Raw genomic sequence first — 19,314 nt, 5'->3', positions numbered from 1 at the left:
CGCGCCGACCCATGATCACTCCACGTGACCGCTCGGCTCCGTGCTGCCCGGACACCGTGGAGGGAGGTATTCGTCATGACCATGCTCACCCCCCGTACCCCCACGAAGCTCGCTCCGCCGGGCCGGACCCGTCGCGAGCGCAAGGCCGTCGAGCTGGAGTCCCGTACCCGGCTCGTCGGCGAGCGCCTCGCCGCGACCAGCGCCCGCCCGCGCGCCCTGGTCCTCCAGGACGTGGATTCCTCCCTGGACGGCCTCACCCACGCCGAGGCCGCGCTGCGCCTGGAGCGCCACGGAGCCAACACCGTCGCCCAGGAGCGCACCCCCGCCTGGTTCGTCCAGTTGGGGAAGGCGTACTGGAACCCCTTCATCGGCGTCCTGGTCTTCCTGGCCGCCGTCATGTACTGGCAGGACCCGGCGGATCCGGGCGTCGTCATCCTCTCCGTGATGGTGGGGATCAGCGGGCTGCTGCGCTTCTGGCAGGAGTACCGCTCGGGCCGGGCCGCCGACGCGCTCAAGAAGCTCGTCACCACCACCTGCGCGGTACAGCGCCGGGCCGGCAGCGGATCCGCGCCCGCCACCTTCGAGGTGCCGATGGACCAGGTCGTCCCGGGCGACGTGGTCAAGCTGGCCGCCGGGGACCTGATCCCGGCAGACCTGAGGCTGATCGCCTCCAAGGACCTGATGGTCGGACAGGCCGCCCTGTCCGGCGAGTCCCTGCCCGTCCCCAAGGCCGACACCCGCGCGGACGACCTCGGCCAGCAGGACACCAGGGACCCGGTCGAGGCCGACAACCTCTGCCTGATGGGGACCTCGGTCACCTCCGGCACCGCCACCGGAGTCGTCGTCGCCACCGGCTCCGACACCTGGTTCGGCTCGATGGCCGGCTCGCTCGTCGGAGAGCGCCCGCAGACCAACTTCGACAACGGCGTGCGCAAGGTCAGCTTCCTGCTGATCCGCTTCATGCTGGTCATGGTCCCGGTGGTCTTCATGGTCAACGGCCTGACCAAGGGCGACTGGGACGAGGCCTTCCTCTTCGGCATCGCCGTCGCCGTCGGGCTGACCCCCGAGATGCTGCCGATGGTCGTCTCCGCCAACCTGGCGCGCGGCGCGGTGGCCATGTCCAAGCGCAAGGTGGTCGTCAAGCGGCTGGGCGCCATCCAGAACCTGGGCGCGATGGACGTGCTCTGCACGGACAAGACCGGAACGCTGACCGAGGACCGGATCGTCCTGGACCGCTACCTGGACGTGCACGGCGACGAGGACGACGAGGTCCTGCAGTACGGCTACCTCAACGCGCACTTCCAGACGGGCCTGCGGAACCTGATGGACCGGGCCGTCATCGACCGCGTGGGCGAGGCCGAGGAGGTTGTCGTCGACGCACGGTTCTCGATGGTCGACGAGATCCCCTTCGACTTCGCCCGGCGCCGGATGTCCGTCGTCCTGGACCGCAGCTCCCTGGTGGGCGACCGCGGCCGCCCCGAGCACGTCATGATCACCAAGGGTGCGGTCGAAGAGGTCCTGGAGCTCTGCACCCACGTGCGGGACCGCGGCCGGAGGGTCGAACTGACCGAGCAGCTGCGGTGGCACGTCACCCGGACCGCCGAGGACAACAACCGCCGCGGCCTGCGCGTCCTCGCCGTCGCCACCCGTACGGTCGACAGCCCGCGCGACACCTACACGGTCGCCGACGAGGACGGGCTGACCCTGGTCGGCTTCCTCGCCTTCCTCGACCCGCCGAAGGCCGACGCCGCCCGGGCCCTGCGGGGGCTCGCCGACAAGGGCATCGCGGTGAAGGTGGTCACCGGCGACAACGAGCTCGTGGCCGCCCGGGTCTGCGCCGACGTCGGCATCGAGGTCGGACACGTGGTGCTCGGCACCGAGACCGACGGCCTCGACGAGACGGAACTGCGCGAACTGGCCGCCCGTACGACGGTCTTCGCCAAGGTCAACCCGGTCCAGAAGGCCCGGATCGTAAGGGCCCTCCAGGCCGACGGACACACGGTCGGCTTCCTCGGGGACGGCATCAACGACGCGGCGGCGCTGCGCGACGCCGACGTCGGCATCTCGGTGGACACGGCCGTCGACATCGCCAAGGAGTCGGCGGACATCATCCTGCTGGAGAAGGACCTCACCGTCCTGGAGCAGGGCGTCCTCCAGGGCCGCACCACCTTCGGCAACACGATCAAGTACATCAAGATGACGGCCTCGTCGAACTTCGGCAACGTCTTCTCGGTGCTGGTGGCGAGTGCCTTCATCCCGTTCCAGCCGATGCTCGCGATCATGCTCCTGGTCCAGAACCTGGTCTACGACATCGCGCAGCTGGCGACCCCGTGGGACCGGATGGACGAGGAGTACCTCCGCAAGCCCCGCAACTGGGACGCCAAGGGCATCTTCCGCTTCATGGTCACCATCGGCCCCATCAGCTCGATCTTCGACATCGCGATGTTCGTGATCATGTGGAACGTCTTCGCCGCCAACAGCGAGGCGAGCCAGTCCCTGTTCCAGTCCGGCTGGTTCATCGAGGGCCTGCTCTCGCAGACCCTGATCGTCCACATGATCCGCACCCGGAAGATCCCCTTCATCCAGTCCCGCGCCTCCTGGCCGGTGATGGTGATGACGGTCCTCGCGGTGCTGACCGGGCTCTGGTTGCCGTTCTCGCCGCTGGCCTCCTCGTTGGGCTTCGTCGCCCTGCCGGCGAGCTACTTCCCGTGGCTGATCGGCGTGCTCCTCGCGTACTGCACGCTGACCCAGCTCGTGAAGACCTGGTACGTCCGCCGGTTCGACACCTGGCTCTGAGACGGGACGGAATGCCGCGGGCCCGGCCGGTACGCACCGGCCGGGCCCGCGGCGAAACGCTACTTCAGGGTCGCCGAGGTGAGGCCCGCCTGGATCTGGCGCTGGAAGGAGAGGTAGACCGCCAGCATCGGGATGATGGCGATCGTGGCGCCGGCGAACAGCACCGGCAGGTCCGTCTCGTAGCCCATCTGGTACTGGAGCTGGATCAGGCCCTGGGTGAGCATGTAGCGCTCGGGGTCCGCACTGCTCTGCGGCTGCATCAGCACGGCGGGCAGGATGTACTGGTTCCACTGGCCCAGGACGTTGAATATCCCGACGCTGATCAGGCCGGGCTTGGCCATCGGCAGCATCACCTGGAAGAAGATCCGGGTGTCGGAGGCCCCGTCGATGACGGCCGCCTCGTGGATCGCCGTCGGCAGCGTCCGGAAGAACGTGTGCATGAAGAAGACGGTGAAGGGCATCGAGTAGGCGACGTACACCAGGACCAGGCCCTGGTAGGTGTTCAGCATGTCGAAGCGCTTGACCATGAAGAAGAGCGGTACGAGCGCCAGGAACACGGGGAACATCGCCCCGCTGACGAAGAAGTAGTAGACGACCCGGTTGCCCGGGAAGGGGTAGCGGGCCAGTACGTACGCGGCCATCGACCCGAACAGCATGGTCAGCGGGACCGAGAACACCAGCACGATGAGGGTGTGCGCGAAGTAGCCGCCGATGCCCTTGGTCCAGGCCCGGCCGAAGGCGTCGAAGTGCCAGTTCGAGGGCCAGCTGAGGGCCGAGCCGCCGATCTGCGCGTCGGTCTTGAAGGCGCCGAGGGCGAGCCAGATCAGCGGGAGCACGATCATTATCGCCCAGAGGACGAGGAAGCCGTGCGAGAAGACGTTGAGGACCACGCCCTCGGAGCGGCGTCCGACCCGCTCCTTCGCCGGCCCGGCTCCGCCGGACCGCTCCGCGGCCGATTCCCCCGGAGCCTTGATCACTGTGGTCATGAGGGTCTCCCGCTCAGAACTCGATGCGCTCGCGGCGGGTGGCGCGCAGCGTGGTGATGGACAGGATCATGGTCAGGAGCAGCATGACCACGCCCATGGCGCAGGCGTAGCCGCTCTTGCCGAAGAACAGGAAGTTGCGCATCAGCACCGTCGACATGACCTCGCTGTGGTGGTCGGGTCCGCCGCCGAACTGGCCCGAGGTCATGGTCGACACCAGGACGAACATGTCCATCGCGGCGATGCCCAGATAGACCGCGGAGGTCTGCACAGAGTCCCACAGCAGGGGCAGGGTGACCTTGAAGAAGGTCTGGGCGCGTCCGGCGCCGTCGAGCAGCGCCGCCTCGTAGATGTCCTTGGGCACGGTCTGCATGGCCGCGGAGAACAGGACGAGGTAGAAGCCGACGCCGTGCCAGACGACGACGAGCAGCAGGCACCAGAGGACGAAGTCGGGCTCGTTGAGCCATTCGACGGGGTGTTGCGGGGAGATCAGGCCGAGCTTGATGAGGAAGCCGTTGAGCAGGCCGCCCTCGTCGCTGCGGTAGATCGCCCCGAACAGGACGGCGAGGATGGCGAGGGAGAGGACCTGCGGGAAGAAGTAGACGACCTTGTAGAGGCGCGATCCGGCGACTCCCTGGACCCCGCCGGCCCCGCCGCGCCCTCCCGCGTTCACCATGAAGGCGAAGAAGAGGGCGAGCAGGATGGTGACCACGGGGACGAACACCACGAGCAGCAGGTTGTGCCAGAGGGCGCCGCGGAAGACCTCGTCGTCCAGCAGGGCCGAGTAGTTGTCCAGGCCGACGAAGTCGAACGTCGGTGACTGCCCGGTCCAGTTGGTGAAGGAGTAGCCGAACGTCTGTACGTACGGCCAGATCACGAAGGTCAGGTACAGCGCGAGGGGTGCGAAGAGGAAGGCGGCGATGAAACCGCCCTTCCTTCTCCCCTGGGCTACGTGGCTCATGGTGTCCGTCCCCTGGGTGGTCAGCTGCGCTTGTTGTTCTTGGCGTTCGGGTCCTTGGCCGCCTTGTCTACCGCAGCCTGGGCCCGCTTGATCCATTCCTTGGGCTGGATCCGCTGGGCCATCAGCTCATTGGACGCGTTCTGGAGATCGGTGTCCATCTCGCTGTACCAGTCGGTGTATCGGTAGGCGAAGGTGTTGGTGCCGGCGGCCTTGAGCGCCTCCACCGCGGACTGGGTGCCCGGGCGGAGCTTGACGCCCGGGTCCACTCCGTCCTTGACGACGGTGAGGGAGTTGGCCTGCTGGGCGAAGATCGTAGACCACTCGCGGGACAGCATCGAGCGGAGGAACTCCAGGCCGGCGGCCTTGTTGGCGGCCTTCTCCGGGACGATGAAGGGCTCGTCCACACCGGCCCGGATGGCGGCCAGCGGCAGCTTGCTGTCGGCGAGCAGCGGGACCGGCAGGAACTTCATGTCGAAGTCCTCGGGGGTCTGCTTGAGCTGCTCGTTCTCCAGCCAGGAACCGGAGGGGATGAAGGCCGCCTTGTACTGGTTCCAGGCGGTCTGGGACTCCGTGTGGGTGAGGCCGTTGGTGCCCGGCATCAGCAGGCCCTTCTCGACCACCTCGTAGACGGCCTCGACGGCGGCGAGGGCGGCCGGGTTGCCCTCGAAGGCGTTGGGTTCGAGGTTGTCGATCGCCTTGACGGCGTCCAGGCCGCCCTTCTTGGCGATGAGGTCCATGATGACCACGTTGATGTAGTACGGGTACTTGCCCTGGTGGGCGAGGCCGCCGATGCCCGCTTCCTTGGCCTTGGTGCAGACGGCGAGGAACTCGTCCCAGGTCGTGGGCGGGGCCCAGCCCTTCTCCTTGAAGAGCTTGCCGGAGTACCAGAAGCCGAACACGGCGTACACGTACTTCAGGGCGACGAACTTGCCGCCGAGCAGACCCTGTTCGTACGCGCCTTCGACCAGGGTGTCGCGGACCTTCTTGGTGGGGTCGTCGAGCGAGGGCGCGTCGAGGACCGCGGTGAGGTCGGCGAGCTGGTTGCTCTTGGCGAGCACGTCGAGCTTGATCTGCTGGGCGCCGGAGTCGTCGACGACGTCCGGCGGGGTGCCGCCGTTGAAGCGGGGCTGGAGCTTGGAGGTGATCTCCTGGGTGCCGAGGTGGGAGCTGGTGGTGCCCCACTTCTTGTCGAAGGCGGCCTCCCAGGCCTTCGCGTAGTCGTCTCCGAAACCGCCCTTGAAGACGACCACGTCCACCTTGCTGCCCTTGGCCAGGCCGAAGGGGTTCTCCTTGGAGACGACGCCCTTGTCCGGGCCCTTGGTCGACGCGTCTCCGCCGGAGGCGCAGGCGGACAGGAAGCTCATCGTCGGCACCGTGATAAGTCCGAGTGCTGCGGAGCGCTTGATCAGATCGCGGCGTCCGAGGCCTTCACCCGTGGATCCCATGCTCATGTCCTCGCCTTCGTCAGAAGTGTGAAGGAGGCCGGAAGTCACGGCGGTTGCCGTGAATGCGACATCGCCGCAGGTCCCCGCCCATCCCCCGGGTCCGGGCCGCTTGTTCCGCGGTGATCCGGACGCGCACAGGTATAGTCCACTTCTGCTCGTGTGAGCAAGATCATGCACACGGATGGCGGCCGGCTTTTCCGAGTTGAGACCTGTCCGTCATCTGGACCCGGCCGCGCACAAGCGGAAGGGCCGTACCCCCTTGACGGGGATACGGCCCTGGCGTGCCGCTCTGCTCCGTGGTGACTAGCCGCGGATGAGGTTGCGGAGCACGTACTGCATGATGCCGCCGTTGCGGTAGTAGTCCGCCTCACCGGGGGTGTCGATGCGGACGACCGCGTCGAAGGAGACACCGGTGTCGGTGGTCACCTTGACCGTGCGCGGGGTGGTGCCGTTGTTCAGCTCCTCCACACCGGTGAAGGAGAAGGTCTCCTCGCCGGTGAGGCCCAGGGAGGCCGCGGTGGCGCCCTCGGGGAACTGCAGGGGCAGCACGCCCATGCCGATCAGGTTGGAGCGGTGGATGCGCTCGTAGGACTCGGCGATGACGGCCTTGACGCCGAGCAGCGCGGTGCCCTTGGCCGCCCAGTCGCGGGACGAGCCGGAGCCGTACTCCTTGCCCGCCAGGATGACCAGCGGGATGCCGGCGGCCTGGTAGTTCTGCGAGGCGTCGTAGATGAAGGAGACCGGCGCGCCCTCGACGGTGAAGTCGCGGGTGAAGCCGCCCTCGGTGCCCGGCGCGATCTGGTTGCGCAGGCGGATGTTGGCGAAGGTACCGCGGATCATGACCTCGTGGTTGCCTCGGCGGGAACCGTACGAGTTGAAGTCGCGGCGCTCGACGCCGTGCTCCGTGAGGTACTTGCCGGCCGGGGTGTCGGCCTTGATCGCACCGGCCGGGGAGATGTGGTCGGTGGTGACCGAGTCGCCCAGCTTCGCCAGCACGCGCGCGCCGGCGATGTCGGAGACCGGGGTGGTCTCCATCGTCATGCCCTCGAAGTAAGGGGGCTTGCGGACGTAGGTGGACTGCGGGTCCCACTCGAAGGTGTTGCCGGTCGGGATCGACAGCGCCTGCCACTGGGCGTCGCCCGCGAAGACGTCCTGGTAGGACTTGGAGAACATGTCCTCGCCGATGGCGTTCGCCACGACGTCGTTGACCTCGGCCTCGGAGGGCCAGATGTCCTTGAGGAAGACCGGGTTGCCCTCGGCGTCGGTGCCGATGGCGTCCGTGGTGATGTCCACCTTCATGGAGCCCGCGATGGCGTACGCGACGACCAGCGGCGGGGAGGCCAGGTAGTTCATCTTGACGTCGGGGTTGATGCGACCCTCGAAGTTGCGGTTGCCCGACAGGACCGAGGTGACCGCGAGGTCGTGCTCGTTGATCGCCTTCGAGATCTCCTCGTCCAGCGGACCGGAGTTGCCGATGCAGGTGGTGCAGCCGTACCCGACGAGGTTGAAGCCCATCTTGTCGAGGTACGGGGTCAGGCCGGCCTTGTCGAAGTAGTCGGTGACGACCTTCGAGCCCGGGGCCAGGGTGGTCTTGACCCACGGCTTGCGGGACAGGCCCTTCTCGACCGCCTTCTTGGCCACGAGCGCCGCGGCGACCATGACGTAGGGGTTCGAGGTGTTGGTGCAGGAGGTGATCGCGGCGACGGTGACGGCGCCGTGATCGATCTCGAAGGAGGTGCCGTCGGCCAGGGTGACCCGGGTCGGGCGGCTCGGGACGCCGTTGGAGGCGGCCGGGGCGTCGGAGGCCGGGAAGGACTCCTTGCCCGCCTCGTCGTCGTCCTCGACGTAGTTGCGCACGTCGAGCGCGAACTGCTGCGAGGCGTTGGCCAGGACGATGCGGTCCTGCGGGCGCTTCGGGCCGGCGATGGAGGGGACGACCGTGGAGAGGTCGAGCTCCAGCTTCTCGGAGAAGTCCGGCTCGGCGGCCGGGTCCAGCCACAGGCCCTGCTCCTTGGCGTACGCCTCGACCAGCGCGACCTGCTGGGCGTCGCGGCCCGTCAGGCGCAGGTACTTCAGCGTCTCGTCGTCGATCGGGAAGATCGCGGCGGTGGAGCCGAACTCCGGCGACATGTTGCCGATGGTGGCGCGGTTCGCGAGGGAGGTGGCGGCGACGCCCTCACCGTAGAACTCGACGAACTTGCCGACGACGCCGTGCTTGCGCAGCATCTCGGTGATCGTGAGCACCAGGTCGGTGGCGGTGGTGCCGGTCGGCAGCTCGCCGGTCAGCTTGAAGCCGACGACGCGCGGGATCAGCATGGAGACCGGCTGGCCGAGCATCGCGGCCTCGGCCTCGATGCCGCCGACGCCCCAGCCCAGCACGCCGAGGCCGTTGACCATGGTGGTGTGCGAGTCGGTGCCGACGAGGGTGTCGGGGTACGCCTGGCCGTTGCGGACCATGACCGTGCGGGCCAGGTGCTCGATGTTGACCTGGTGGACGATGCCGGTGCCCGGGGGGACGACCTTGAAGTCGTCGAAGGCGGTCTGGCCCCAGCGCAGGAACTGGTAGCGCTCCTTGTTGCGGCCGTACTCCAGCTCCACGTTCTGGGCGAACGCGTCGGCCGTGCCGAACTTGTCGGCGATGACCGAGTGGTCGATGACCATCTCGGCGGGCGAGAGCGGGTTGATCTTCGCCGGGTCGCCGCCGAGGGCCTTCACGGCCTCACGCATGGTGGCGAGGTCCACGACGCAGGGAACGCCGGTGAAGTCCTGCATGATCACGCGGGCCGGCGTGAACTGGATCTCCTGGCTGGGCTGGGCCTGGGAGTCCCAGCCGCCGAGCGCCCGGATGTGGTCGGCGGTGATGTTCGCGCCGTCCTCGGTGCGGAGCAGGTTCTCCAGAAGGACCTTCAGGCTGTAGGGAAGGCGCGCGGCGCCCTCGACCTTGTCCAGCCGGAAGATCTCGTACGACTCGTCGCCCACCTGCAGCGTGCTGCGGGCGTCGAAGCTGTTCGCCGACACGACAGTCTCCTTCATGCATGAATTCGCGCGTAATTACCGCATCCTGCCGCCACGCCCCTTGGCCAATCCGCTAAGGTAAGGCTAAGTTAGGTAACCCTTACCAGCGGGGGCGGCTGCGGTTCGCCTTCGGCAGATATCTCGATGTCGAGATAACTCTAGTACATGTCCGGGGGCAGGGACGAGGCGCGCACCCTCAGGCCCGCCGGGACGGTCAGCCGACCGGTCGCTTCCGCTTGCCCGGACTCCACCAGTGCGACCAGCGCCGACATCGCGAGTGCGCCGGTCCGGTCCGGGTCGAGGGTGACGGCGATCACGGGCGGATCGCCCTCCGCCTACGCCGGATCCTCGCTCGCGCGGACCGGCAGGAGGTCCGCGGGTATGCGGATCCCGTGGCGCGCGACGGCGGCCCGCACCTGGCCGCCGCCCGGATCGCACGGGGCACAGACGGCATCCCGCAGGGACCGCAGCGCCGGGCCGCCCCGCGGGGAGACCTCCGCGGCGCGAGCGATGTCGGCGATGGTGGGTCCTGGCACGCGGGTCATCGTACGGATTTCGTCGTCCGGGGTCACGGCCATGGCGGACGCCCCGGCCGGGCGGCACGAACGGGAGCTCTGCCGGGCGCCGGTGGGGCGGGGGCGTGGCGCGGGGCCCGGCCCGGTAGCGGGCCCCGTCGGCCCCGTGTACCCCTCAGCCGAGGAGGTCGTGCCGCTTCGCCCAGGAGTTGACCGCGGCGGCGATCTCCTCGGGCCGGTCCTCCGGGCAGAGGTGGGCGGCCCGCCCGCAGTACTCGGTCTCCAGCGCCGAGATGTTCTCCTCGCACCACGCGATGTGTTCGGGGCCGACCATCAGCACGGGCCCGCCGTCGAAGGTGAGGAGCAGCTTGGGCACCTCCGGACTGGCGGCCAGCCAGGCGTCGTACCGCTCGACCACGGCGACCACGTCCGCCGGATCGCCGTCGATCGGCAGGGAGCGGGCCCAGCGGAGCATCGGGATCCGGCTCTCGGGGGTCGGGTAGGGGGCGGCGTAGACGGCGTGGTCGGCCTCGCTCAGGGCGTGCATCATCGTCCTGCCGATGCTGTCCTCGATGAAGAGGTTGCGCTCCAGCACCATCTCCTCCCCCACGCCCGGGGTACGTATCGCCTCGAACCGGGCGCGCCCCTCGGGCGAGTACTCGTCCCAGCCCATCGGCCGCAGGATCGTCTCCATGAAGGCGACCCCGAGGACCCGGTCGGGATGCCGGGTGGCCCAATCGAAGGCGAGCGCCCCGCCCCAGTCCTGGCCGATCAGGACGACCCGGTCCAGTCCGAGGGCCTCGAACCAGGCGTCCAGGTAACGGGCGTGGTCCTCGAAGCGGTACTCCCCGCCGGGCTTGCCGGAGCGGCCCATGCCGATGAGGTCCGGAGCGAGGACGCGGACCGGCCCCTCGATCCGGGGCAGCACGCCGCGCCACAGGTGGGAGGAGGTGGGGTTGCCGTGCAGGAAGACGAACGGAACGCCTTCGGTGTGGCCCGCTTCCTCGTAGTACATCGTCGAGTCGAGCACGTCGATCGTGGGCATGGGAGGCCCCTTCCACTATTCGTTCGGGCGACTAACGTTGGTGACACGAACGAATGTAAACCGTTGGTGCCACCAACGCAAGGGCTACCATCGCCCCATGACCACGCACGAGAACGAGGCCGTCCCGGCACGCCTGCGGGAGCTCCCCAGTCGACTGCTCGCCCAGGCCTCGACCCACGCGCAGCGCCTGGTGACGGAAGGCCTCGGCAAGGCGGACGCGCACAAATGGCATTACGCGGCACTGGTCGCACTGGAGGATTCCGGGCCGGTGAGCCAGGCGGCGCTGAGCGCCCGCACCGGCATCCACACCAGCGACCTCGTCGGCGTCCTCAACGAGCTGGCCGGGCGCGAACTGGTGGAACGGACCCCCGACCCGGCGGACCGGCGGCGCAACGTCATCACCCTCACGCCGCTCGGCCGGCGCCGGCTCCGCAAGCTGGAGCACGTGCTCGACGCCACCCAGGAGGAGTTCCTCTCCCCCCTGTCCGCCCACGACCGGGAACAGCTCGTCCGACTGCTCGGCCGCCTCGTCGAGCATCACGCCACGAGCGGCCCCACTATGGGACCTGACAGTCAATAACACCCAAATGCCACACCCGTCGCGATCAACATCTCATATCTGAGATACGGTGCACCCATGGCAGACGATTACCTCGTACGCATCGGCAAGCTCATCCGTGACGCCCGGCAACACCGTGGCTGGACGCAGAGTCAACTCGCAGACGCCCTGGGCACCAGCCAGAGCGCCGTGAACCGGATCGAGCGCGGCAACCAGAACATCAGCCTTGAGATGATCGCCCGGATCGGCGAGGCCCTCGACAGCGAGATCGTGTCCCTCGGTTACGCCGGCCCGATGCACCTGAGGGTCGTCGGCGGGCGCCGCCTGTCCGGCGCCATCGACGTCAAGACGAGCAAGAACGCGTGCGTCGCCCTGCTGTGCGCCTCGCTGCTCAACAAGGGCCGTACGGTGCTGCGTCGCGTGGCCCGCATCGAGGAGGTCTACCGCCTCCTGGAGGTCCTGAACTCCATCGGAGTCCGCACCCGCTGGATCAACGACGGCGTGGACCTGGAGATCGTCCCGCCGGTCCGCCTCGACATGGACGCCATCGACGCCGACGCGGCCGTCCGCACCCGCAGCATCATCATGTTCCTCGGCCCCCTGCTCCACCGGCTGGACAGCTTCCGCCTGCCGTACGCCGGCGGCTGCGACCTCGGCACCCGCACCATCGAGCCCCACATGATCGCCCTGCGCCGCTTCGGCCTGGACATCACCGCGACCGAGGGCATCTACCACGCCAAGGTCGAGCCCGGCGTCAGCCCCGACCGCCCGATCGTCCTGACCGAGCGCGGGGACACGGTCACCGAGAACGCGCTGCTGGCCGCGGCCCGCCACGACGGCGTCACCGTCATCCGCAACGCCTCGTCCAACTACATGGTCCAGGACCTGTGCTTCTTCCTGGAGGCGCTGGGCGTCGAGGTCGAGGGCATCGGCACGACCACCCTCACGGTCCACGGCGTCCCGAACATCGACGTGGACGTGGACTACTCCCCCTCCGAGGACCCGGTCGAGGCGATGAGCCTGCTGGCCGCGGCCGTCGTCACCGAGTCCGAACTCACCATCCGCCGGGTCCCGATCGAGTTCATGGAGATCGAGCTCGCGGTCCTGGAGGAGATGGGCCTGGACCACGACCGCTCGGCGGAGTACACGGCGGACAACGGCCGCACCCGCCTGGTCGACCTCACGGTCCGCCCGTCGAAGCTCGAAGCCCCGATCGACAAGATCCACCCGATGCCGTTCCCCGGGCTGAACATCGACAACGTCCCGTTCTTCGCGGCCATCGCCGCCGTGGCGCAGGGCCAGACCCTCATCCACGACTGGGTGTACGACAACCGCGCCATCTACCTCACGGACCTGAACCGCCTGGGCGGCCGCCTCCAACTCCTGGACCCCCACCGCGTCCTGGTCGAGGGCCCGACCCGCTGGCGCGCGGCCGAGATGATGTGCCCCCCGGCCCTGCGCCCGGCGGTGGTCGTCCTCCTGGCGATGATGGCGGCCGAGGGCACCTCGGTGCTCCGCAACGTCTACGTGATCAACCGCGGCTACGAGGAACTGGCGGAACGCCTCAACTCGGTGGGCGCCCAGATCGAGATCTTCCGCGACATCTAGGAAGCCCGACGCCCCGGAACCCGACCGGGGCACAGGCTCGTTCGAGGACCCGCCACCCCACCACAACGGGGGCGGGTCCTTCGGCGTGCTCGACGACCGCGGTGTCCCGGCACGATGGCTCGGGAGCCGGCGCCCGCTGCCGGGCCGGGTCGCCTCGCGACCGGTCCCGCGTGTCCGGGAACCGGCAGGATCGTTCCTCAGACCATGAAGAAGATCATCGCCATCACCGCGCTCACCCTCGCCGGCGTCGGCCTCGCGGCCCCCGCCCACGCGGACAACGACTCCAACTTCGGCAGTGGGGTCAACGCCGCCAACAACTGGAACTTCACGGCCGCCGACGTCTGCATCCAGGAACTCGCCGTGGTCCCCGCCCTGAGCGACTGGACCGGGAACCACAAGAACAACTGCTCCAACGGCAACGTCATCGACCACTCGGGCGCCGGCGGCAACTGACCGGCCTCCGGCACGAGGGGTACGGGTAGAAGAGAGCGAGGCCCCCGCCCCGGCGCGCAGCCGGGGCGGGGGCTTCGTCGTCGCGCGGGTCAGGAGACGGTGCGCGAGCGCAGCTTGAGGAGGTCCGACGCGCTCAGGCCGAGGCCGTCGGTCAGGAAGGCGCCGAAGCTGCCGTAGTCGGCCACGGCCTGGTCCCGGAACGCGGCGAGGTAGTCGCCGCGGACCTCCTGGAGCGGGATCAGCAGGTCCGGGTTCTGCATGTACCCGGCCGCCTTCACCTGGTCGCGCAGGGCCTTGTCGGACGCGGCCCGCAGGCTGTTGGAGAGGAGGTAGTCCTGTTCCGAGGTGGACGCGGGGACGCCGACGGCGCGCAGGATCGTGTCCGCGAGGACGCCGGTGCGGTCCTTGCCCGCCGAGCAGTGGAACGCGATCGGCTTCGTCGAGTCGGCGACGTCCTTGATCGCGGCGCCGAGCGCGGCCCGGTTGGCGGGGTTGGTGACGAAGCCCTTGTAGAGGGTGCGCATCCGCTCCTCCGCGGCTCCGTTGCCGAGCTGCGCCTGCTGGTAGGCGGGGTCCTTGGAGCGGACCACACCGCCGATGAAGGCGAAGAGCGAGGTGTCGTCGACGGGGCGGGCCACCGAGGTCGCGCCGGCCGGGAGCCTGTCGGTACCGTCGACGGAGATCTCCGTGGCGGTGCGCAGGTCGACGACCTTCCCGAGACCGAGCGCGCCGACGGCGTTGACCCCGTCGGAGGTGAGCTTGGAAAGGGTCTCGGTGCGGTAGACGGTGCCCCACTTGGTGGTCTTGCCGTCGTACGTGGTGTAGCCGCCGAGGTCACGGGCGTTGACGAGCCCGGGGACGGACAGGACGCGGCCGGGGGCGCCGACACCGGCGCCCGACACGGCCCGCGCGGGTGCGGTGATCGCGGCGTGGGCGGCCACCGGCGCGACGGTGGCGGCGAGGGCCAGGGCGACGGCGGACGCGCCGACGGCACGGGAAATGGATCTCACTCGGATGTTCCTTCCTGGAGCTGAGGGCGGGGACGGTAGCCCGTGGATCCTCAGATCTGAAGATGTTGCTCCGGTGATCAACTGACGAACAGTCAGCATATCGGATATGGCAATCCATGCCACACCGGCTTGCGGCGCCGGCTGCCGAGGCTCGCCCGAGTCGCCCCGCACGCAACGGGGGCCCTCAAAAGATTGACGGAGTTTCAACATTCTTATGACTAAATGCCGTTGACGTCTCAGAATGTGCACGAAGGGCGTCATTTCCCGGCGCCTAGCACGGCCTCCCCCACCAGGTTCAGCTCCGTGGCACCGTCACACCCAGGGACCTTCATTGACCAGTACCCGTCAGATGACGACCGTGAAGAAGCGTTGCATCGGCGCCCTCACCGTCCTCGCCGCCGTCCTGTCGCTCACCGCCTGCGACCCGGCCACCCCCGCGAGCACCCCGAGCACCAGCGCCACCGCTACCGCGAACAGCAGCCCCACCCCGACGTCGAGTCCGAGTCCGAGTCCGAGCGCCACCCCGAGCGCCGCTCCCACCACGACGCCGCCGCCCCCGCCGCCCACCACCGAGGCCCCGGCCGCCACCAAGGCCGCCCCGGCCCCCGCGCCCGCGGCCCCCACCCGAACCCGTACCCAGGCGCCCCCGCCCGAGCCCACCCAGGCGTCCTCCGACTGCTATCCCCGTTCCAACGCCGGGAACTGCTACAAGGCGGGCCAGATATGCCGGAAGGCCGATGTCGGTACGTCCGGCCGCGATGCCAACGGCCGCACGATCTACTGCCGTCACGACAGCAGCGTGGGCCAGCGCTGGGGCTACTGATCCGCGTGGCCGGGTGAACCTCTGCCGGGCCGAGGGGTGATGACGTATCAATCATGACAGGTCAGAGGGGTTTTTCGTAGGACGAACGGCATAGTCGTTTGCCCTGGTGCGACCCCCCTTGCGGCTTTCAGAATCGGCGTCATGAATCACACGGGGAACATCAACCACCACGAGGTCCTTCGAGCCCGCGTCGCCCTCCTCGGGTCCGGGACGCTGCCGATCCGGCACCAGATCGCCGCCTACCGAACCCTCGCCGAGGTCAGTCCGCTCGCGTACCTGCCCCTGCTGGCGCCGGCCCTGTACGAGTACAGCCGTTTGGAGTTCGCCCACCAGCCGGAGACGGCGCTGGCCCTGCGGGCCGAAGGCGTCGCCGCCGCGCGGCGGATGTGCGGGCTGGAGGCGGGCTGGGAGGACGTGCTCGTCGGCGCGCTGCGGCGCTACCGGGAGCAGTTGGAGCTCATGGGGCGGGAGGACGAACTCACCGCCGTGGAGGCCGAGATCGGGGAGATCGCGCGCGGTGCGCTTGGTGGGAAGTAAGGGCCTTGGCCGGTATTCGGCCACACGGAAGGCGGCACTCGCCATGCGCGGTGGGGGAACGGCAGAATCGGGGCGTCATCAAGGACGAGGGGGCGGCCATGGCAGTGAGTACGACGGAGGCGGCGGCGGGGCGGGAGATCCCGCTGCTCGCGGGGGTGCCCGTGGTCGGGTCGCTCTTCGATCTGAAGACGGATGCGTTGGGCACCTACCTGCGGGCGCAGCGCGAGCACGGTGACGTCGTACGGGTCAGCGTCGGCCCACCCGGGCTGCGCGCCGAGTTGCACTGCGTGTTCTCGGCGGAGGGCGCCCAGCAGGTGCTCGCCGCGCAGTCGGCCAACTTCCGCAAGGACAACCCCTTCTACCAGGAGATCCGCGAGTCCTTCGGCAACGGGCTGCTGACCAGCCAGGACGAGGACTACCTGCGCCAGCGCCGACTGGTCCAACCGCTCTTCACCAAGCGGCGGGTGGACGGTTACGCCGGCGCCGTCGCCGCCGAGACCGCGTCGGTGATCGACGCGTGGAAGGAAGTCGCCGACGGGGTCGTCGACGTGTCGGAGGAGATGATGCACCTCGCCCTGCGCGCGGTCGCGAGGATCCTCTTCGGCACCGACGTCGAGGCCACCGTCGACGTCGTCGACCGGTGTTTTCCGGTCATCACCGACTACGTGCTGCGCCGCGGCTACTCCCCCGTCAACATCCCGCGCGCCTGGCCCAGCCCGGGCAACCGGCGGGCGGCCGCGGCGATGGACGAGTTGTACGGGGTCTGCGACGAGATCATCTCCGGACGGCGGGGCGGCGCGGACGCGGAGGAGGGCGGGGCCAAGGACCTGCTGAGTCTGCTCGCCGCCGCCAAGAGTTCGGACGACGGGGAGTTCGACGCCTCCGAGCTGCGCGACCAGGTGCTGATCTTCCTGCTGGCCGGGCACGAGACCACCGCGACCTCCCTCGCCTTCACCCTCCACCTGCTGGCCCGGCACCCCGAGCAGCAGCGGCGGGCCCGCGAGGAGATCACCCGGGTCCTCGGCGACCGTACGCCGGAGGCGGCCGACCTGGACCGGCTCCCGTACCTCACCCAGGTGCTCAAGGAGGCCATGCGGCTCTATCCGGCCGCTCCGGTCATCGGCCGCAACGCCGTCGCCGCCACCGAGATCGGGGAGCACACCATCCCCGCCGGCGCGAACGTGATCCTCGCGCCGTGGGTGACGCACCGCCACCCCGACTACTGGCCGGATCCGGAGCGTTTCGACCCCGAGCGCTTCACCCCGGAGGCGGAGGCGGAGCGTCCGCGCTACGCCTGGTTCCCCTTCGGGGGCGGTCCGCGCGCCTGCATCGGGCAGCACTTCTCGATGCTGGAGTCGGTGATCGCGCTGGCCATGATCCTGCGGGCGTACGAGTTCGAGGCCGTGGACACCGACGTCCCGGTCAGCGCGGGCATCACCCTGATCACGCAGGGCCCGACGCGCTGCCGGGTCAGGAGCTTGGAAGGCTGAGGGGCGCCCGGCCATCATGGCCGGATGGACGAGGAGATTCCAGGGCGTTTGTCCACTTATGTACGGCGGCCCGCGTGTGCACTGCTGCCCGGGTCGCCGGCCCCGGCACCGCTGCCGCGCCGGATCGGCGACTTCTTCCTCATCCGGTTCCTGAAGGCGCTGCCCGACGACCTCGCCGACGCGGTGGCCGCCCTCCTCGATCCCTTCGAACGGGCCGCCCGGTTGATCGGGCGGCTCTTCCACGGTCCGGCCCTGCACGGCGGCTGGGGCAGCGAGGCCGGCCGGCTCGCGCTGGCCCTGCACTGCTTCCACTGGACGCGCTGGCATGCCGAGACCCGGGGCCCGCGCGGCACGTTCACCGCGACCCCGGGCAAGATCACCGTCCGGCCGCCCTGGGGTCGCGGCGACCCGGCCCGGGAGAGCCGGTCCGCCGCCTGCGCCCTGCGTCCGCTGCCCCCGCTGCTGCGCCGTCCGGCCCGGGTGGACCTGCTCTTCGCGGACGGGTCCTGGCTGTCGCTGCGGATGAACACCCGGGCGGACGCGGTCCGACTCCGGGCGCTCCTGCAACCCTAGGGCTTATGCGCTCGTCGGCGTGTGGTTGCCCTGGAGCCGCGCCAGGTCCGAGGGGCGGACCTGGATGACGAGCAGCGCGATCAGTGCGCCGACCAGGGTGAACACGGCCGCCACCACGAAGGCCGTGCCGATGCCCGAGGTGAGCACCTGGTCGCTCCACGGTTTCGGGTACTGCCCCGTGCGCTTGAACTGGAGCAGCTGTCCGGGGGTGGCGCTGCGCAGGAAGGCCGGCGCCTGCTCCCGCGCCTCGTTGCGACTGGCCGTACCGAAGACCGTGACCAGGATCGACAGGCCGAGCGAACCGCCGATCTGCTGCATCGAGTTGAGCAGGCCGGACGCCGCGCCCGACTCCCGTTCGGGGACGTTGGACAGGGCCATGAGGGTCAGCGAGACGAACTGCAGGCCCATGCCGAGACCGAAGATGAGCAACGGCCCGAGGATGCTGCCCAGGTACGTCGAGTGGATGTCGATCTGCGTCAGCCAGGCGAGCCCCGCCGCCGTGCACAGCGCGCCGGTGACCATGAAGGGCTTGGGTCCGAACTTCGGGAGCAGTTGCGAGGTCGTGCCGGCGCCCACCGCGATGATGGCGCTCACCGGCAGGAAGGCGAGGCCGGCCTGGAGCGGGCTGAAGCCGAGCACGATCTGCACGAAGAGCGTGAGGAAGAAGAACATGCCGAAGATCGCGCAGGCGAGCATCAGCATGATCCCGTAGGTCCCGGCCCGGTTGCGGTCGGCGAACATGTGCAGCGGGGTGATCGGCTGCGGCGAGCGGCGCTCGTTGAGGATGAAGAGGGTCAGCAGGACCACGGCGGCGCCGAAGGAGCCGAGCGTGACGGGGTCGCGCCAGCCGTCCTGGGAGGCCCGGATGAAGCCGTACACGAGGGCGACCATGCCCGTGGTGGACAGCAGCGCTCCGGCGAGGTCGAAGTGTCCGGGGTGGCGCGCGGACTCGTGGATCACCCTCCTGGCCAGCACCGCGATCAGCACGGCGATCGGGACGTTGACGAAGAACACCCAGCGCCAGTTGAGCCATTCGACGAGGATGCCGCCCGCGAGGAGACCGATCGCGCCGCCGGCGGCGGAGACTCCCGCGAACACGCCGAACGCCCGGTTGCGGGCCGGGCCTTCGCGGAAGGTGGTGGTGATCAGGGCGAGGGCGGTCGGGGAGGCGATGGCGCCGCCGACGCCCTGGAGGGCCCGGGCCGCCATCAACTGGCCCTCGTTCTGGGAGAGTCCGCCGAGAAGGGAGGCGAGCCCGAAGAGCAGGACGCCGGAGATGAAGACGCGTTTGCGGCCGAGGATGTCGCCCGTCCGGCCGCCGAGGAGCAACAGGCCGCCGAAGGCGAGGGTGTAGGCGTTGACGACCCAGGACAGGCTCTCGGTGTTGAAGTGGAGCGCGGTCTGGATGTGCGGCAGCGCGATGTTCACGATGGTGATGTCGAGGACCACCATGAGCTGGCAGGAGGCGATGACGAACAGTGCGAGTCCGTTGCCGCCGCCT

17 protein-coding genes are annotated in these 19,314 nt (G+C 69.2%); 8 read left to right on the top strand and 9 right to left on the bottom strand.

The features are described from left to right. Positions 1–75 precede the first annotated feature (75 nt). On the top strand, positions 76–2,796 hold the full coding sequence (gene mgtA / locus ACFYYJ_RS32150; RefSeq protein ID WP_389137607.1) for a magnesium-translocating P-type ATPase: 2,721 nt from the start codon (positions 76–78) through the stop codon (positions 2,794–2,796). Between the two features lie 59 nt (positions 2,797–2,855). Here the strand turns inward: mgtA and ACFYYJ_RS32145 are convergent, their stop codons facing one another. The 7 genes from ACFYYJ_RS32145 to ACFYYJ_RS32115 form a co-directional block, all read right to left on the bottom strand. Continuing rightward, positions 2,856–3,782 (bottom strand): carbohydrate ABC transporter permease, encoded by a 927-nt coding sequence (locus ACFYYJ_RS32145; protein WP_385359069.1) that lies wholly within the window; start codon positions 3,780–3,782, stop codon positions 2,856–2,858. A gap of 13 nt (positions 3,783–3,795) precedes the next feature. Beyond that, entirely contained in the window at positions 3,796–4,740 is a 945-nt protein-coding gene (locus ACFYYJ_RS32140; protein WP_385125471.1) for a carbohydrate ABC transporter permease, read from the bottom strand. Between the two features lie 20 nt (positions 4,741–4,760). Then, on the bottom strand, positions 4,761–6,185 hold the full coding sequence (gene ngcE, locus ACFYYJ_RS32135) for an N-acetylglucosamine/diacetylchitobiose ABC transporter substrate-binding protein (RefSeq protein WP_385125578.1): 1,425 nt from the start codon (positions 6,183–6,185) through the stop codon (positions 4,761–4,763). 303 nt (positions 6,186–6,488) lie between these two features. Continuing rightward, positions 6,489–9,218: an aconitate hydratase AcnA gene (gene acnA, locus ACFYYJ_RS32130; RefSeq protein WP_389137605.1), complete on the bottom strand. Its 2,730-nt coding sequence runs from the start codon at positions 9,216–9,218 to the stop codon at positions 6,489–6,491. Positions 9,219–9,358: 140 nt separating this feature from the next. Continuing rightward, on the bottom strand, positions 9,359–9,517 hold the full coding sequence (locus tag ACFYYJ_RS32125) for a hypothetical protein (protein ID WP_389137603.1): 159 nt from the start codon (positions 9,515–9,517) through the stop codon (positions 9,359–9,361). Positions 9,518–9,535: 18 nt separating this feature from the next. Then, a complete protein-coding gene (locus ACFYYJ_RS32120) occupies positions 9,536–9,736 on the bottom strand; it encodes a hypothetical protein (protein ID WP_389137601.1) in 201 nt (66 codons plus the stop codon). A gap of 154 nt (positions 9,737–9,890) precedes the next feature. Beyond that, complete coding sequence (locus tag ACFYYJ_RS32115; protein ID WP_389137599.1) at positions 9,891–10,760, bottom strand: haloalkane dehalogenase; 870 nt, start codon at positions 10,758–10,760, stop codon at positions 9,891–9,893. A 97-nt stretch (positions 10,761–10,857) separates the two neighbouring features. On the opposite strand from ACFYYJ_RS32115, the gene ACFYYJ_RS32110 reads away from it, so the two are divergent. The 3 genes from ACFYYJ_RS32110 (at position 10,858) to ACFYYJ_RS32100 (ending at position 13,380) form a co-directional block, all read left to right on the top strand. Continuing rightward, on the top strand, positions 10,858–11,340 hold the full coding sequence (locus tag ACFYYJ_RS32110) for a MarR family winged helix-turn-helix transcriptional regulator (protein ID WP_389137597.1): 483 nt from the start codon (positions 10,858–10,860) through the stop codon (positions 11,338–11,340). 57 nt (positions 11,341–11,397) lie between these two features. After that, positions 11,398–12,927, top strand: coding sequence for a helix-turn-helix domain-containing protein (locus ACFYYJ_RS32105; RefSeq protein ID WP_385359056.1), 1,530 nt, complete (start codon positions 11,398–11,400; stop codon positions 12,925–12,927). Between the two features lie 204 nt (positions 12,928–13,131). Beyond that, on the top strand, positions 13,132–13,380 hold the full coding sequence (locus tag ACFYYJ_RS32100; RefSeq protein ID WP_385359054.1) for a hypothetical protein: 249 nt from the start codon (positions 13,132–13,134) through the stop codon (positions 13,378–13,380). An 89-nt stretch (positions 13,381–13,469) separates the two neighbouring features. On the opposite strand, the gene ACFYYJ_RS32095 is transcribed toward ACFYYJ_RS32100, so the two are convergent. Continuing rightward, complete coding sequence (locus tag ACFYYJ_RS32095) at positions 13,470–14,390, bottom strand: tyrosine-protein phosphatase (protein ID WP_389137594.1); 921 nt, start codon at positions 14,388–14,390, stop codon at positions 13,470–13,472. Positions 14,391–14,721: 331 nt separating this feature from the next. On the opposite strand from ACFYYJ_RS32095, the gene ACFYYJ_RS32090 reads away from it, so the two are divergent. The 4 genes from ACFYYJ_RS32090 (at position 14,722) to ACFYYJ_RS32075 (ending at position 17,813) form a co-directional block, all read left to right on the top strand. Further along, positions 14,722–15,213, top strand: coding sequence for a hypothetical protein (locus tag ACFYYJ_RS32090; RefSeq protein WP_389137592.1), 492 nt, complete (start codon positions 14,722–14,724; stop codon positions 15,211–15,213). A gap of 141 nt (positions 15,214–15,354) precedes the next feature. After that, entirely contained in the window at positions 15,355–15,750 is a 396-nt protein-coding gene (locus ACFYYJ_RS32085) for a hypothetical protein (RefSeq protein WP_385359045.1), read from the top strand. Positions 15,751–15,848: 98 nt separating this feature from the next. Next, positions 15,849–17,240, top strand: a complete 1,392-nt coding sequence (locus ACFYYJ_RS32080; protein ID WP_389137590.1) for a cytochrome P450 — start codon at positions 15,849–15,851, stop codon at positions 17,238–17,240. A 48-nt stretch (positions 17,241–17,288) separates the two neighbouring features. After that, positions 17,289–17,813 (top strand): hypothetical protein, encoded by a 525-nt coding sequence (locus tag ACFYYJ_RS32075; protein WP_389137588.1) that lies wholly within the window; start codon positions 17,289–17,291, stop codon positions 17,811–17,813. Positions 17,814–17,816: 3 nt separating this feature from the next. On the opposite strand, the gene ACFYYJ_RS32070 is transcribed toward ACFYYJ_RS32075, so the two are convergent. Further along, the gene (locus tag ACFYYJ_RS32070; RefSeq protein ID WP_385359076.1) at positions 17,817–19,292 is read right to left on the bottom strand and encodes an MFS transporter; all 1,476 of its coding nucleotides are present in this window, start codon (positions 19,290–19,292) and stop codon (positions 17,817–17,819) included. Positions 19,293–19,314 lie beyond the last annotated feature (22 nt).

It is taken from the genome of Streptomyces sp. NPDC002467 (assembly GCF_042889825.1).
Classification (GTDB): Bacteria; Actinomycetota; Actinomycetes; order Streptomycetales; family Streptomycetaceae; genus Streptomyces.
This window is presented reverse-complemented; position numbering and strand designations above follow the sequence as displayed.